Source organism: Microbacterium sp. ZW T5_56 (genome assembly GCF_044987425.1).
Lineage (GTDB): Bacteria > Actinomycetota > Actinomycetes > Actinomycetales > Microbacteriaceae > Microbacterium.
Map to the genome: position 1 here is coordinate 112258 of NZ_JBJDRI010000002.1, position 14899 is coordinate 127156.

Annotated in this window: 11 protein-coding genes; 6 read left to right on the forward strand and 5 right to left on the reverse strand. The window is 67.0% G+C overall.

All coding sequences use genetic code 11. The features are described from left to right. Positions 1-12 precede the first annotated feature (12 nt). From ACI3KU_RS01910 to ACI3KU_RS01920, 3 genes are read right to left on the reverse strand one after another with little or no spacing between them, the layout of a single operon-like run. Positions 13-1305, reverse strand: a complete 1293-nt coding sequence (locus ACI3KU_RS01910) for an LssY C-terminal domain-containing protein (protein WP_404920591.1) — start codon at positions 1303-1305, stop codon at positions 13-15. A 48-nt stretch (positions 1306-1353) separates the two neighbouring features. Further along, the gene (locus ACI3KU_RS01915) at positions 1354-1752 is read right to left on the reverse strand and encodes a YccF domain-containing protein (RefSeq protein WP_404920592.1); all 399 of its coding nucleotides are present in this window, start codon (positions 1750-1752) and stop codon (positions 1354-1356) included. Positions 1753-1780: 28 nt separating this feature from the next. Beyond that, positions 1781-3427 carry an acyl-CoA dehydrogenase family protein gene (locus ACI3KU_RS01920; protein ID WP_404920593.1) on the reverse strand — a complete coding sequence of 549 codons (1647 nt, stop codon included), beginning with the start codon at positions 3425-3427 and terminating at the stop codon, positions 1781-1783. Positions 3428-4101: 674 nt separating this feature from the next. On the opposite strand from ACI3KU_RS01920, the gene ACI3KU_RS01925 reads away from it, so the two are divergent. After that, a complete protein-coding gene (locus ACI3KU_RS01925; RefSeq protein ID WP_404920594.1) occupies positions 4102-5562 on the forward strand; it encodes a DUF222 domain-containing protein in 1461 nt (486 codons plus the stop codon). Between the two features lie 745 nt (positions 5563-6307). Here ACI3KU_RS01925 and ACI3KU_RS01930 read toward each other — a convergent pair. Then, complete coding sequence (locus ACI3KU_RS01930) at positions 6308-7060, reverse strand: phosphotransferase (RefSeq protein WP_404920595.1); 753 nt, start codon at positions 7058-7060, stop codon at positions 6308-6310. Between the two features lie 57 nt (positions 7061-7117). Beyond that, positions 7118-7765 (reverse strand): NADPH-dependent F420 reductase, encoded by a 648-nt coding sequence (locus tag ACI3KU_RS01935; RefSeq protein ID WP_404920596.1) that lies wholly within the window; start codon positions 7763-7765, stop codon positions 7118-7120. 51 nt (positions 7766-7816) lie between these two features. On the opposite strand from ACI3KU_RS01935, the gene ACI3KU_RS01940 reads away from it, so the two are divergent. The 5 genes from ACI3KU_RS01940 (at position 7817) to cydC (ending at position 14678) form a co-directional block, all read left to right on the forward strand. Continuing rightward, the gene (locus ACI3KU_RS01940; protein WP_404920597.1) at positions 7817-8452 is read left to right on the forward strand and encodes an ArsR family transcriptional regulator; all 636 of its coding nucleotides are present in this window, start codon (positions 7817-7819) and stop codon (positions 8450-8452) included. Between the two features lie 176 nt (positions 8453-8628). Next, positions 8629-10038: a cytochrome ubiquinol oxidase subunit I gene (locus ACI3KU_RS01945; protein WP_404920598.1), complete on the forward strand. Its 1410-nt coding sequence runs from the start codon at positions 8629-8631 to the stop codon at positions 10036-10038. Between the two features lie 9 nt (positions 10039-10047). Beyond that, the gene (cydB, locus tag ACI3KU_RS01950) at positions 10048-11058 is read left to right on the forward strand and encodes a cytochrome d ubiquinol oxidase subunit II (RefSeq protein WP_404920599.1); all 1011 of its coding nucleotides are present in this window, start codon (positions 10048-10050) and stop codon (positions 11056-11058) included. Positions 11059-11071: 13 nt separating this feature from the next. Beyond that, positions 11072-12934: a thiol reductant ABC exporter subunit CydD gene (cydD, locus tag ACI3KU_RS01955; RefSeq protein WP_404920600.1), complete on the forward strand. Its 1863-nt coding sequence runs from the start codon at positions 11072-11074 to the stop codon at positions 12932-12934. Between the two features lie 70 nt (positions 12935-13004). Continuing rightward, positions 13005-14678 carry a thiol reductant ABC exporter subunit CydC gene (cydC, locus tag ACI3KU_RS01960; protein ID WP_404920601.1) on the forward strand — a complete coding sequence of 558 codons (1674 nt, stop codon included), beginning with the start codon at positions 13005-13007 and terminating at the stop codon, positions 14676-14678. Positions 14679-14899: the final 221 nt, after the last annotated feature.

The window sequence follows — 14899 nt, forward strand, 5'->3', positions numbered from 1 at the left end:
GAAGCACCGCGTCTATGGTGCCTCGTGCGGCGTTGCGTCGAGATCGTCGGTGAGCCGGCGTCGTGACCAGGCTCCGGCGGAGTCCGTGGTGAGCGCGAGGAGGCCGAGGCACTGGACCGTGGCGTTGAGTAGGGCGAAGTCCAGGCCGAGCGCGATGGTGCCATCGAGGTAACTGGCCGCGGCGCCGACGATGGTGATCGTGAGCAGGATGATGAGGGTGTTGCGGGCGCGCCGACCGCCGCGGAGCATGTTGATGGCCAGCACGATCTGGATCACGAGTGCGACTGCGAAGATCCCCAGGATGACCCAGAGTGCAGCGATCTCGATGTCATCGAGGCCTGCCGTGTTCGTGAGGGCATTGACGATGTCGAGGCCGCTCAGCAGCGCACCGATCAGCACGATGATCGCCCCGACAATCGTGGTCATCGGCGGACGCGCCCGCTTCTCTGCCACGTAGCGCGCCGTTGTCGTGGTGTCTGCGAGGGAGGGCTCCACCCCGGACAGATCGAGGATGGGCAGGTCGCCGTCCGTGATGAACCGATCCCCACCGCCGTTTCGCGAGTGATATCCCGTCGTGAAGTCGCTCAGCACGCCCACGCGAACGGAGTCGTCTGCGGCCACGGCGGAGGAGACCACGAAGTCGCGCTCGACATCGGTGTCCTCGTCGATGCGATGGGTGATCTGGAGGGTGAATAGCGAGACCCCCACGTCGGTGTCATAGGTGCCTGCCCCCAGCCAGTCCACGCGCGCACCTCCCGGCAGAGGCCAGTCCGGCGGCGTGTGCCAGAAGCGCACGTGATGTCGTTGCTTCGGATTTCCCGCGACCTCCTGCTGGTACGCGACGTCCTGACGACGGCCGAACAGGTACAGGTTCGACACCGGCGCCGTGGGGTATGAGCGCCGGGTCAGCGTCGAGGTGATGATCCTCCAGGTGGAGGACGGTGATATCTCGTCTGCCGTATGCCACCCGGCACGACGCATCACCGCGTCGAGTTGGTCGAACGAGCCGTCCACGGCGAGGTTTACGGGGTCGCCGAGGAGACCATCCGCGGTCCGGGTGCGCCCGAAGAAGTAGTCCGGAACGTAAAGGTCGGAGAGCATCTTGTGCAGTCGTGGCAGGGCGAGATAGGCGAGCAGCGCCCACACGACCAGCGCGAGTCCGAGCCCCCACCAGGTGCGAAATCCCTGCAGCACGAGAAGGGTCGCCAGCCAGACGGCGGCAACGGTGCCGATGAGAAACGCGACACGGTCGAACACGGTGAAGCGATCAATCGGCTGTTGCATGCGCAGTGCGCTGCGCCTCACCGTGGTGGAGCGCTCCTCAGCAGAATCCGACGTGTGGGGCATCGTCTGTCACAGCGTCCGATCGAACGACCCGCGTCGGGTCGAGACGATCTCCTTACCCAGAGGGGCGAGCGAGACCGGAATCATCTTGAAGTCGGCGATGCCCATGGGGATGCCGATGATGGTGATGCACAGCGCGATTCCCGACACGATGTGTGCGATGGCCAACCACCAACCCGCCAGGATCACCCAGACCACGTTGCCGAGGAAGGACCCGACTCCCGCTGTCGGCTTGGCCACGACTTCGCGCCCGAACGGCCACAGCGCGTAGCCGGCGATGCGGAACGAGGCGATCGCCCACGGGATGGTGAAGATCGGGATGCACAGCAGGATCCCGGCGAGGAGGTAGCCGAGGAACAGCGCCCACCCCGAGAGGATCAGCCAGATGATGTTCAGGATCGTGCGCATGCGGCCATGATCCCATGTGCTTCGGACATCAGGGGAAGGTTCCGGAGTGGCGCTCGACGATCATCGCCGCATCCGCGATGCTCCCCGCGCCGTAGAGGAAACCTCGCGCGCCGTCGATGCGCGTGGCGATGAAGGCATCGGATACGGCGGTGGGTGCGTGGCGGAGGAGCAGCGACGCCTGAAGGGCCACCGCAAGCGCTTCCGTGAGTGCGCGTGCGGAGGTCTGCGCCTCGGCAGAGCCAGGATCCGCCGCGGCCCGACGCGCGAGTGCCGCAGTCTGATCGATGAAATCGTCCAGGCGCCGGTCCGCTCCCGCTGCTTCGCGGACTTCGTCGAGATACGCGTCGAGTGAGTCGGGCTCCCGTGCGAGGGCGCGCAGCGTGTCGAGGGCGATCACGTTCCCGGACCCCTCCCAGACTGCCATCACCGGCTGCTCTCGGTAACGGCGAGCAAGGGGGAGTGCCTCTGTGTACCCGTTCCCACCGAGACACTCCAGTGCCTCGTACGCATGGCCCGGACCGCGCTTGCAGACCCAGTACTTCAAGACCGCCGTGGCCAGGCGCCGGAACGGCTCATCCGCTGCGGGAGCATCGGCGTCATACGCAGCGGCGATGCGGAGCAAGGCGACCGTGGCGGCTTCCGTTTCGATCGACAGGTCGGCCAGCACCTGCGTCATCGCGGGCTGATCGGCGAGAGTAGCTCCGAAGGCGGAGCGGTGCTGTGTGTGCCATATCGCCTCTGCGGTGCCCTGACGCATCCCGGCTGTCGAACCCAGCAGGCAATCCAGCCGGGTCTGGTTGACCATCTCGATGATGGTCCGCACGCCGCGTCCCTCTTCGCCCACCAGCCAGGCGTGGGTGGCGTCGAATTCGATCTCGCTGGACGCGTTCGCCCGATTGCCCAGTTTGTCCTTGAGGCGCTGAATCGCGAACGGGTTGCGACGCCCATCGGGCAACATCCGCGGGAGGAGGAAACAACTGAGACCGCCGGGGGCTCGAGCGAGGACCAGGAAGCCATCGGACATCGGAGCAGAGCAGAACCACTTGTGGCCGCGCAGCAGGTACTCCCCGTTACCGACGGGGACCGCAATCGTGGTGTTGGCGCGGACGTCGGAGCCGCCCTGCTTCTCGGTCATCGCCATGCCGAACAGCGCCGACTTCTTGTCCGCATGCAGCGCCGGGTCGTACTGACGGGAGAGGAGTCGCGGAAGCCAGGTCTGCTGCAGCTCCGGGGAGGCGAACTGCTGGAGCGCCGGGACTACCGCGTGAGTCATGGAGACCGGGCAGGCGTGCCCGGGTTCGATCTGGGCGAAGAGCATGAACTGCGCGGCTCGAGCGACGTGCGCTCCGGGGCGCGGATCCGCCCACGCTGAGGTGTGCGCTCCGGCGGCCACAGCGGCGCCGATGATCGAGTGGTAGGCGGGGTGATACTCCACGTCGTCACGACGATTCCCCCAGCGATCGAAGGCGATCAGTCGGGGCTCCATCGTGTTCGCAAGCTCGGCGTCATGCTGGAACTCCGCGGTGCCGACGAGCTCTCCCGTCTTCGCGAGCTCATCGCGCGCCCAGTCAGCGCCGAACGTGGTGATGCCCTCGACCAGCGGACGATTCAGCAGGTACTCGTTCAGCCCCTCGCGCGGAGGCGCCTGGTTGGTGACGGTGTGGGTGCTGGCCATGGTGCTCCCTCTCGTTCGGTGTTTCGGACGAGGCTACGCCGGGCCTCCGACGTTGAGTCGGAACTGCTGTGGATGGATTCCTGCGTTACGGCGAGGTGCCGTCGCAGAGGGGTTCGCCGGCATCGGTTGGAGTGCCTGTCACCGTTGGGGCACGGGTGGGTCTTTTGTACGCGGGTCGTTCGGCGATCTCCGGTGCAGTTGTCGCACGATGTCGAGCGTCGTGGGATCGTGCCGTCGAGGCGTCGAGGCGTCGAGGCGTCGAGGCCGTCGAGGCCGTCAAGGCGTCAAGGCGTCGAACGTCCGTGCCGTCGTGGTTCGCGCCGTCGCGTCCCTGCCGTCGAGGTCTGTGCCATCGAGGCGCCGCGGCGTGTTGGCTCACGCGGTCGACGAGGCAGGCCGTCGATGCTCCCCGAACGCAGCGCTAGAGGAACACGACGGCCGATCCTCCCGATCTCCCACGAGTTATCCACACCGCCTGTGGATTCGTATTTTTGTACTATTCCGCAGGCCAGAATGGAGACATGACATTCGAACTCCGCTCGCCGGCTAAGTCCGGGGATGCGCCCCTGACTTCAGGCGTCGGCGCCCAGACACAGACCCCGCCCAGCAGACACAAACTCCGGTCCGCCGTGGGAGAGAAGACGTCAGAGACCGGGCCGCCCCGAGGCTTCGCGATGGCCGACGCGGGTGCTGATGTGGGTGTGGTGCGGGCGTATGTGGATGCGATTGCGGCGGTGACGCGGTCGCGGGCGGCGACGGATGCGTTGGAGGTGGCGTTGTTCGCGGATCTTGTCGCACTGTCGGGCGCGTCGGGGGCGTCGTCCGAGTCAGATCTGGAGTTGCGGTCTCTCGCGGCGGAGGTGGGTGTTGCGATTCGGGTGAGTGATCGGACGGTTCAGCGTTGGATGTCGGATGCGTATCAGCTGGTTCATGATTTCCCGGCGGTGCATGCGGCGTTGTCGTCGGGTGAGATCAGTAGGGGGCATGTTCGCGTGATCTTGGAGCATGGCCTCCCGATCGAGGCCGGCCCTGCGCGTGATGAGTATGTGGAGCGTGCGTTGCCGCTCGCTCGGGCTCAGTCCCAGAATCGGTTGAAGGGCATGCTCGCGCGCGTGGCCGAGGAGGTGCGCGACGTCGGGATCACGGAACGTCATCGTGAGGCGCGCCGCGCCCGGGCCGTGTGGGTCACGGACGACCTGGACGGCATGTCTACGCTGCACGCCTTCCTGCCGTCGGTGCTCGCTCATGGCGTGAAGGATCGGTTGGATCAGATGGCGCACGCGCTGCGCGCCGCGAACAAGGACACCGCACGAACCGGCCCTGGCGCGAGCACCGGTGAGGGCACCCCCACGGGCACCACCACCAATAGCCAGTCGGTCACGGGCGCAGAGGCAGGCATCGCACGCGATAGCCAGTCAGTCACGGATGCGGAGGCAGGCAGCGCCAGCGACGATCAATCAGCCACGGGTACGGGCGCGGGTACGGATGCCGCTGCGTGCTGTGATTCGCGGACGGTGGATCAGATGCGCGCCGATATCCTCGCCGACCTGCTTCTGACGAACACCCCCAGCAGTGTGGACACCGCGATCGGTTCTATCCGCGCGACGGTCGCGGTCACGGTCCCGGTTCTCACGCTCATCGGGTGTGAGGACGATGGTGCGGAACTTGACGGTGCTGTCCCGATTGATGCGGACACCGCCCGCCTCCTCGCGGGAGGTGCGCCCGGCTGGGATCGTGTGCTCACGCATCCGATCACCGGTGGTGTCCTCGCCACCGACCGATACCGGCCGACGGCGGAGATGAAACGCTTCCTCACCCACCGCGACCAACACTGCCGACACCCCGGATGCCGTGTCCCGATCCGCTACACCGACATCGACCACAACCAGGACTGGGCCAATGGTGGAAAGACCGACATCAGCAATCTTGCCCCGCTGTGTCGCCGGCATCACACGTTGAAGACCAGCGCCGGCTGGAAGATCACCCCACACCCCGGCGGTGTCGTCGAATACATCACCCCAGCCGGCTACCACTACACCGAAGACCCCGAACCCCGCACCGTCACCTTCACCATGCCCCTTCAATCTGACGACCGCGGCACCAGTGTCCATGAGGATGGTGAACCACCGTGGTGACGCGCGGCCAGCGCCCGTGGCGCCAGTGCGGGCATCTGCAGACTCCGACGCGCTTCGCATCAGTCGAGCCCGTCGGTCTCAAGAATCCCTGGCTTCAGCCACTGAACCGCACACTCTCCCCGATGCGCGCGCACGTGTTGCGAGAGGTTTCGGGCACCGTCCAAATCGAAACACGGGTGCGAAACTGGGTTGGGGATCGTGTCGTTCGTGGCGATGGTGGGCTCCGGCGCCTGCTTGCGTGGTCAGTGCACGCGGCTGCATCCGGAAAGCTCAAACGCAACCCGATCGTCGGAATTCGGATCGCGAGCACGATGGCAAGCGATGAGGCGCGGCTTGCGGCTCACGTGCGTGCCGAGCGCCCGACCATGATCGCGGCCGCGTCCGCTACGGCCGCCGGGCTCTCCGCACCGCCATTGCTCCCTGCTCCCGCACTCGCCGCAGTCGCACTCACCGGCGCCGTCGTGATGTTGGTGTGCGCCCTTCTTTGCCACCACGGGTCGGCCGCCAGGCTGCCGAGGCGGTCGCTCAAAGTCGGGTAGCCACTGACGGGCGAGTCTCGTTCCACGGCACGCCACGCAAGCGGCGGCAGCGACACTCGTGCCCAGCACCACGGCCACGATCGCACTCAGATTCACAGCCACGATCGCACTCAGCCCCACAGCAGTGGTCGTGTTCAGGTCCGCAGCAGTGGTCGTGTTCAGGTCCGCAGCGGCGCTCGCACTCAGCCCCACAGCAGTGGTCGTGTTCAAGTCCGCAGCGCTGCCTGCCAGACATGCTCGCGCTGACGAATCCACTCCGCGGCGGCTGCCCAGAACGCGCCGTGGCCTTCCGCGTACACCCGCGCCCACGGCATCCTGCCGTCCCGATGAGCGTCCGCGAGCATGTCGTGCATGGCCTGAGCCCGGACGGCGAGCAGGGCGGGAAGCTCGCGCCGCAGCGCTTCGTCGGGATCGTAGCCATCCACGATCGCGCGCAGACGCTGGGCACCGACAACCTCATCCGCCTCCGCATGAAGCCCCGCGAATGCCTGCGCCGAGTAGGCGAGATCCCATGCGCGCGTGCTTGGTCCGGCACCATCCCAATCGATGAACACCATGCGCTCCCCGATCACAAGATTCCACGGAGTGAGGTCGTTGTGGCAGATCAGCTCCGGCACGCCGGGCGGGGGAATGATCGCGTCCCACACGGCGTCGGGTTCGAGGGCGTACGCGAGCGACGCGTCATGGATTCGCCGGACGAGCCGACCGATGTCCCGCAGCTCGCTGAGGTCGGGCTCGCGGTCGTCCGCCAGAGCTCCGGGCACGAACTCCAACACCAACCGCCCGGCCTCATCGACGCCCTGTGGACGGGGAGCATCGATCCCCGCCGCACGCATGGCCGACAGGAAATGCGTGGTCGCCGCGCTCGAGGCCACGACGGGCTTGCGCACGGTGTCCCCCACGCGCACCACCGCGGCCGTCGCATTGCCACCCGCAAGCAGGATCTCCATGTCGGCCATCCCCCGATGCTATGCGCAACGCCCCAGCGCCGTCCCGCCCGCGAGCGGACCGCTACGTCAGCGCGCGGCGTCGATCCGCGCACGCAGCTGCGCCGCAGAAACTGCCGCACCGAACACCGGGCCCCGCGGCTCCAGGACACCACTCTCGGCGAGAGTCCCCACCGGCACCGCGTCAAAACCCAGACACCGAATCACGTCCGCCACCGCATCCAGCGCCGCACCCTCGCCCGCAAGGCCGACGCCGATGCGATAGGGCGAGCCGAGCGGCTTCGCGCCCGCCTCCAGGTCCCGAAAAGCCACATGGTTCAGCGCCTTGACCACGCGTGCGTCCACGAAGCGCTCGGCGACCATGGAGCTTGTCGGGTGCGACGGATCGTCGAACTCCGGACGCACACCGTCGGTCTCGGGCCAGTAGTTCATCGCATCGATCACGATCGCCCCGCGCAGGATCGCAGGATCGATGTCGCCGATCGCACTCAACGGCATCGCCAACACCACCACGTCCGCACCCATCACATCGCCGGCACCCACCGTCTCCGCCCCGGGCGCGAACATCGCCACCACCTGACGCGTGCGGATCGCGGCCCCCGAGCCCGCGACGCGCACCGTCATGCCGGCCGCGAGCGCGAGCCGAGCCACCGCGAGCCCGAGCCGCCCGGCACCGATCACACCAAGGACGGTGCCGGCACACACGGGAACACTCATGCAACCGACACTATCGACCCGTTTCTCATCTTCGTCTGCCATGCTGGAGTCATGGCCACGCCCCATGGCTACAGTCCGATCTCCAGCGAATCGCGCGTTCGCATCCTGGCGATGCTCCTCGAAGGCGCCGATCGCACCATCGACGATCTCACCAGCGCCACAGGCCTGCACCCGAACACGGTTCGCGAGCACCTGCAGCGCCTCATGGAGAGCGGATTCGTTCTCGCCGAGGCCGAACACCGCACCACACGCGGCCGCCCGCGCACGCTCTATCGGGCGGCAACAGGCCAGCGCGGCGCGACCAGCCCGATCATCCGGGAGAAGGCGCGCCAGGCCGCGGAGCACGGCGACCTCATGCGCCGCGTCATGCCGGAGACGATCCCCGAGGGCCTGAGCACCGACGAGCTGCACCAGCTCGACGCCATCACCGAGCACCTCGAAGACAGCGGCTTTGACCCCATCGTCGACGAGGAACAGCTCACCGTCGACCTCACCCCGTGCCTGCACGCGACCGATGCGCTCTCGGCCGCCCGCTGCGGGGTCCACATGTCTCTGATCCAAAGCGTTCTCGCCGAGGCCGGAGGTCCGCTCGTCGTCGAGGGGATGCACCCCGCCTGCAACCCCGGCGACTGCGTGATCCAGCTGCTGCGCACCTCGACGAGCACCGCCGCACCCACCGATTCCTGAGAATCGAATAGACAACCCGATCAGGGGTTTTCCTGATCAGCTGAATCGTTCATCCCGAAATCCGGCTCACTACGGTTATTCACGGCCCGAAGCTGAGAATCCGGTTTGAAAGACTGCCTATCGTGGTCGAAGAGCGTGGGTAAGACACGCCCGCGCACGACACGGAGGTCGTTCCCATGGAACTGCTCGATCCGCTGGCGCTGGCGCGCTGGCAATTCGGTCTTACGACCGTTTACCACTACCTCTTCGTGCCCTTCACGATCGGAATGGTGGTCGTCGTTGCGATCTTCCAGACGATCTGGGTGCGCACGGCGGATGTGAAGTGGCTGCACCTCACGCGTCTGTTCGGCAAGATCTTCCTCATCAACTTCGCGATGGGTGTGGTCACCGGAATCGTGCAGGAGTTCCAGTTCGGCATGAACTGGTCGGACTACTCGCGCTTCGTCGGCGACGTCTTCGGCGCACCGCTGGCGTTCGAGGGCCTGCTGGCCTTCTTCTTCGAGGCGACCTTCATCGGCCTCTGGATCTTCGGCTGGAACAAGCTCCCGGCGAAGATCCACCTCCTCACCATCTGGGCGACGGCCGTCGGCTCTGTCCTATCGGCCTACTTCATCCTCGCCGCCAACTCGTTCATGCAAAACCCCGTGGGCTACGAGATCAATGAGGTCACCGGACGCGCCGAGCTGGTCGACTTCATGGCGCTCATGACCAACCCGGTCGCACTGCGCGCGTTCCCGCACACGATCTTCGGCGCCTTCATGTTCGCCGCCGGCATCATCATCGCGGTCTCGGCCTACCACCTGAAGCACGGCAACCACACGGCCACGTTCCGCTCCAGCCTGAAGTTCGGACTGTGGGGCATGCTCGTCGCCGTCGCCGGGACGGTGCTGACCGGCGACCAGCTGGGCCTTGTCATGGTGGAGACGCAGCCGATGAAGATGGCGGCCGCCGAGGCGTTGTTCAACAGTGCGTGCGGTGCCAACGCCTCCTTCTCGGTCTTCACGCTCGGCACCCCTGATGGATCCAGCGAGCTGTTCTCCGTGCGCGTCCCGTACCTGTTGAGTTTCCTGTCCACCCACACCTTCGACGGCTGCGTGGAAGGCATCCGAGACCTCAACGCCGAGTATGGCGTCCGCTACGCCGACACCGGTCTCACCGACTTCAGCCCGATCCTCTGGATCACCTACTGGGCGTTCCGCTGGATGATCGGCCTGGGTCTGGCACACGCGTTCGTCGCCCTGGTGGGTCTGTGGATCACGCGCAAGAAGGCAAAGCCCGTCCAGAAGTGGATGTGGAACATCGCGATCTTCGCCGCTCCCCTGTCGCTGCTGGCCTCGCTGGTCGGGTGGGTGTTCACCGAGATGGGACGCCAACCCTGGCTGGTGTTCGGGCTCATGACAACGAAGGACGGGGTGTCCCCCAACGTGTCCGGCGTCGAGGTGCTGATCTCTCTGATCGCCTTCACCGCCATCTACGCCGCACTCGCGGTGGTCGAATTCGGACTCATCATCAAGGCCGCCAAGACGGGCATCGACGACACGGAGCAACCGGTCGACGACAAGCCGCTCGCGTCGGTCGTCTACTAAGGGGTCATCATGGATCTTCAGACTCTGTGGTTCTGGATCGTCGCCGCACTGTTCGTGGGCTACTTCGTTCTCGACGGCTTCGACTTCGGCGTGGGCATGTCCCTCCCCTTCCTCGGCAAGGACGACATCTCGCGCCGCCACGTGATCAACACGATCGGCCCGGTGTGGGACCTCAACGAGACCTGGGTGATCGTGGCGGGCGCCTGCCTGTTCGCGTCCTTCCCGGAGTGGTACGCATCGCTGTTCAGCGGCTTCTACCTGGCGCTGTTGCTCATCCTGCTGGCGCTCATCCTGCGCGGCGTCTCGTTCGAGTACCGCCACCAGCGCGACAGCGCGAAGTGGAAGCGCGGCTTTGACACGATGATCGTCGTCGGCTCGGCCGTCCCGGCCTTCCTGTGGGGTGTCGCGTTTGCCAACATCGTGCAGGGCGTGCCGCTGGATGCCGGTCACAACTTCACCGGCACCCTGTTCACGCTGCTGAACCCGTATGCCCTGCTCGGCGGCCTCACCACCCTGCTGCTGTTCTTCACGCACGGGGTCACCTTCGTGGCGCTGAAGACGGATGGTGAGCTGCGGACCAGCGCGCAGAAGCTGGCCACGCGCTCGGGACTCATCTCGATCGTCGTCGCTGCCTCGTTCCTGGTGTGGACGGTCGCTGCGCACTTCTCGATCGCCGGGCTGGTCCTCTCCGCCGCAGCCGCCGTCGCCCTCATCGCCTCCGTGGTGATGAACCTGCGCGGCCGCGAGGGATGGGCCTTCGCGTTCGGCGCCGCCACGATCGCGCTGGCCGTGATCGCTCTGTTCGCATCGCTGTTCCCGAACGTCCTGCCCTCGACGGTCGACCCCGCGACGAACAGCCTCACCATCGAGAATGCGTCCTCTTCGCCGTACACCCTGCAGATCATGAGCTGGGCCGCGCTGGTCTTCCTGCCCCTGGTGCTGCTGTATCAGGGCTGGACGTACTGGGTCTTCCGCAAGCGCGTGACTCGCGCGTCGATCGAAGCGGCGGCGGCGCACTGATGCCGGCACCCCGATGACGGACACACCCCGCCGGGGACCCGTGGACCCGCGACTGCTGCGCTATGCCCGCAGCAGTCGCGGGTTCCTCGCGCTCGCCGGCGCGATCTCCTTCGCCCAGGCACTCTGCACCCTGGGCTTCGCCTGGTTCCTGACGTCGGCGATCACGGGCGTGGTCGATCATGGCGTGACCCCCTCTCTCTGGCAGGATCTCGGGATGCTCGGGGCCGTGGTGCTCCTGCGCGCCCTGCTGGTCTGGGCATCCGAACGAACGGCAGCGGGCGCGAGTTCGCGCATCGGCTCCGAGCTGCGCACCGCGATGCTCTCGGCGATCCGCCGGCTCGGTCCCGCCTGGCTGGCGCGACAGAACACCACGCGTCTCACCGTCACCGCGGGGCACGGCCTCGAAGCGCTCGACGTGTACGTGGGACGATTCCTGCCCCAGCTCATCGCCACAGCCATCGTCACACCGATCCTGCTGGCCGTGATCTGGTGGCAGGACTGGGTGAGCGGGCTGACCGCCACGCTGTGCCTCCCGCTCATCCCGATCTTCATGACCCTCATCGGCTGGGCGACCCAGGCCGTGCAGCGCAAGCAGTGGGACACCCTGCAGCACCTCGCCGCACGCTTCGCCGACACCGTCGAGGGTCTGGGAACGCTTCGGCTGTTCGGGCGCGAACGCAAGGCGGTCGCATCGATGGGGGCGATCTCCGACGGCTACCGGCGCGAGACGATGAAGGTGCTGCGGATCACGTTCCTCAGCGGCTTCATGCTGGAGTTCATCGCGTCGATCTCCGTCGCCATCATCGCGGTCTCGATCGGCCTGCGCCTGCTCGGCGGCGAGATCACACTCGCCGTGGGGCTTTTCGTCCTGCTGCTCGCTCCGGATACGTTCCTGCCGCTGCGGCAGGTGGGTGTGCAGTTCCATGCAGCGACCGAGGGAGTCGCGGCCGCCAACGATGTGTTCGCGGTGCTCGACGCGGCTCAGGCTGCGCCGGCACCGGCATCAACCGCAGGACCCGCAGCAGCAGCAACCGCCACTTCCGCACCAGCCGCAGCAGCAACCGCAGCAACAGCAACCGCAACCGCAACCGCAACCAAAGCTCGCGTCGATCCCGCCGGAACAGCGGGCGCACACCTCGAGCTCCGGCAGGTTCGCGTGAACCGCGATGTGCTCCTGCCTCCCGTGTCTTTCACGGCGACGCCGGGCTCGCTGACGCTCCTGCACGGACCGTCCGGCACCGGCAAATCGAGTCTGCTGGCCGCGCTGCGCGCTGCCGCGGAGTACGAGGGCAGCATCAGCGTCGACGGCACGGATGCGCGAGAGCTCGACCCCACGACCTGGCTCGCGTGGGCAGGACAGCGTCCGGGACTGATCGCCGGGACGATCGCGGAGAACATCGCGCTCGGCGATCACCGAGACAACCACGACAACCACGACAACCACGACAACCAAGACAACCAAGACAACCAAGACAACCAAGACAACCAAGACAACCAAGACAACCAAGACAATTCCATCGTGGCTTGGGCGTTGCGGGTTGCCTGCGCCGACGATCTCGACCCGGATCTCACCCTGGGCGTGCAGGGCGCGGGACTCTCCGGCGGCCAGGCGCAGCGCGTCGCCGTGGCACGAGCGCTGTACCGCTACCGCCGCGGGCACGCGCGCGTTGTCGCCCTGGACGAACCCTCGTCCGCACTCGACGCCGACACCGAAGCCCGCCTCTGGCACCAGCTGCGCACCGTGGCGGATGCCGGTGCGACGATCCTCCTCGTCTCGCACCGCACCTCCGCGGAGGCCATCGCGGATCAGACGATCGGGCTGTCGGCGCCCACCAGCGTGGACCGGGAATCCGTGGATGCGGAGGCGCAGCGATGATGGGCACCCTCCGCCGGACGAACTCCACCTCTGCGGGCCCGAACCCGACGGCGAAAGCGGAGGTGCTGTGATGACCACGACCCGTGACGTGCTGCGCATTGCCCAGCCCCCGCTGCGTCGCTTCCTGCCCGGAGTGCTCTGGGGGCTGGCATCAGCGGCGGCAGCCGTCGCCCTGCTCGCATGCAGCGGGTGGCTGATCGTCAGCGCCTCGGTGACAGACACTCTCGTGACCCTCAACGTGGCCATCGTCGGCGTGCGGTTCTTCGCCGTCTCGCGCGCGGCGTTCCGTTACCTGGAACGTCTCACGGGACACGATGCCGCGCTGCGGCAGCTGGCGACAACACGGTCGGATCTGATGCGTCGACTCGTCCCGCTCGCGCCCGATGGAGTCTCGCGCACGGACCGAGGGTCCGTGCTGTCGAGCCTCGTCGATGACGTCGAAGAGCTGCAGAACCTGCCGCTTCGCGTGGTGCAGCCAGTCGTGATCGGCTCGCTCACGGCGATCGGATCGGTCGTCGCGATCTGCATCATCCGCCCCGCCGCCGGTCTCGCCTTGGCCGTCTGTCTGATCACGGCTGCCGTCGCGGCCGTCGGATGGGGATGGCTGGTGGGCTCCCGCGCTGAGCGCGAGATCGCCCCGGCCCGCGCGCGACTGACCAGCGCGCTCACCGACTACATCGGCAGCTTCGACGTGTTGGTCGCGTTCGGCGCCGAGGAGCGCGCCCGCGCGCAGGTGCTGTCCGCCGATCAGTCGCTGCGGCGTCTGGTCACCCGCACCACGAGCGCGCAGGGGGCGTCTTCGGCCGTGCTGTCCGCGCTGGCCGGAATCGCCTCGCTCGCCGCTGTGGCCGTCACCGCGCCGACAATCACCGACCCCGCGTCCGGTGCGTGGCTGGCGGTGGTGGCCCTCGTCCCGATGGTCGTGTTCGAGACCTTCGCGACGGTGCCGCTGGCTGCGTCCTCCTGGCGACGCGTGCACTCCGCCGCCGGACGAATCGCCTCCCTGCTCCCCGCCGACCTGCCCCCGGAACTGGCACCGGATCTGCCGGACGAATCCGAAGATCGCATCCGAATCGGCATCGGTGTGCGTCTGCGCGACGTCCGAGCCGGGTGGCCCGACCGCACCGGTCGAGATGTGCTGCGCGGAGTGGACCTCGATGTCGCTCCCGGTGAGCGCATCCTGGTGACGGGCCCGAGCGGGGCGGGCAAGTCGACGCTGGCCCACGTTCTCGTGCGGTTCCTGGAGTCGCGCGGCAGCTACACGGTCGACGGCGTGGATGTGCACGATGTCGCCGGCTCGATGATCCGTCGCACCGTCGGAATGAGCGAGCAGCAACCGCACCTGTTCGACGAGGACATCCGCCAGAACCTGTTGTTCGCGCGTCCCGACGCTTCCGATGCCGAACTGGAAGCGGCAGTGGAGCGTGTGGGTCTCGGTGACTGGCTACGGCAGCGCGGCGGACTCGACGCCCGCGTCGGCGAACGCGGCGCGCTCGTCTCGGGCGGTCAGGCTCAGCGACTCGCGTTGGCCCGCGCTCTGCTCCACGATGTGGATGTCCTCGTCCTCGACGAGCCCACCGCAGGAGTGGATCCGGCCATGTCCGACGCGCTGCTGCGCGACCTTCTCGGCGCGACCGCCGGCGAGAGCAATCGGGCCGTCGTCCTCATCTCACACGTCGACGTGCCCGCGGAGCTCATCGACCGCACGCTTCGGCTGGAGGACGGTCGGCTGATTTCGGCGTGATGCAGGACCGTGATGCAGAACCGTGATGCAAGACCGTGATGCAAGACCGTGATGCAAGACCGTGATGCGGGACAGAGCCTGAGACGACGTGCCGGACCCCGGTCCGTCGGGATGATTCAGCAGGGACTGGATGCGTCCTGTACAGCGCACACTCGTACGTCCCGCTCAGTCTCCTCGCCGGGCTCGTCCGGTTCTGTTCAGTCCGGTTCAATTCCGCGGTG

Excerpts from the sequence above, each read along its gene's own strand:
- ACI3KU_RS01915 (WP_404920592.1), bottom strand. The coding sequence starts at position 1,752 with ATGCGCACGATCCTGAACATCATCTGGCTGATCCTCTCGGGGTGGGCG.
- ACI3KU_RS01920 (WP_404920593.1), bottom strand. The coding sequence starts at position 3,427 with ATGGCCAGCACCCACACCGTCACCAACCAGGCGCCTCCGCGCGAGGGG.
- ACI3KU_RS01925 (WP_404920594.1), top strand. The coding sequence starts at position 4,102 with ATGGCCGACGCGGGTGCTGATGTGGGTGTGGTGCGGGCGTATGTGGAT.
- ACI3KU_RS01930 (WP_404920595.1), bottom strand. The coding sequence starts at position 7,060 with ATGGCCGACATGGAGATCCTGCTTGCGGGTGGCAATGCGACGGCCGCG.
- ACI3KU_RS01935 (WP_404920596.1), bottom strand. The coding sequence starts at position 7,765 with ATGAGTGTTCCCGTGTGTGCCGGCACCGTCCTTGGTGTGATCGGTGCC.
- ACI3KU_RS01940 (WP_404920597.1), top strand. The coding sequence starts at position 7,817 with ATGGCCACGCCCCATGGCTACAGTCCGATCTCCAGCGAATCGCGCGTT.
- ACI3KU_RS01945 (WP_404920598.1), top strand. The coding sequence starts at position 8,629 with ATGGAACTGCTCGATCCGCTGGCGCTGGCGCGCTGGCAATTCGGTCTT.
- cydB (WP_404920599.1), top strand. The coding sequence starts at position 10,048 with ATGGATCTTCAGACTCTGTGGTTCTGGATCGTCGCCGCACTGTTCGTG.
- cydD (WP_404920600.1), top strand. The coding sequence starts at position 11,072 with ATGACGGACACACCCCGCCGGGGACCCGTGGACCCGCGACTGCTGCGC.
- cydC (WP_404920601.1), top strand. The coding sequence starts at position 13,005 with ATGACCACGACCCGTGACGTGCTGCGCATTGCCCAGCCCCCGCTGCGT.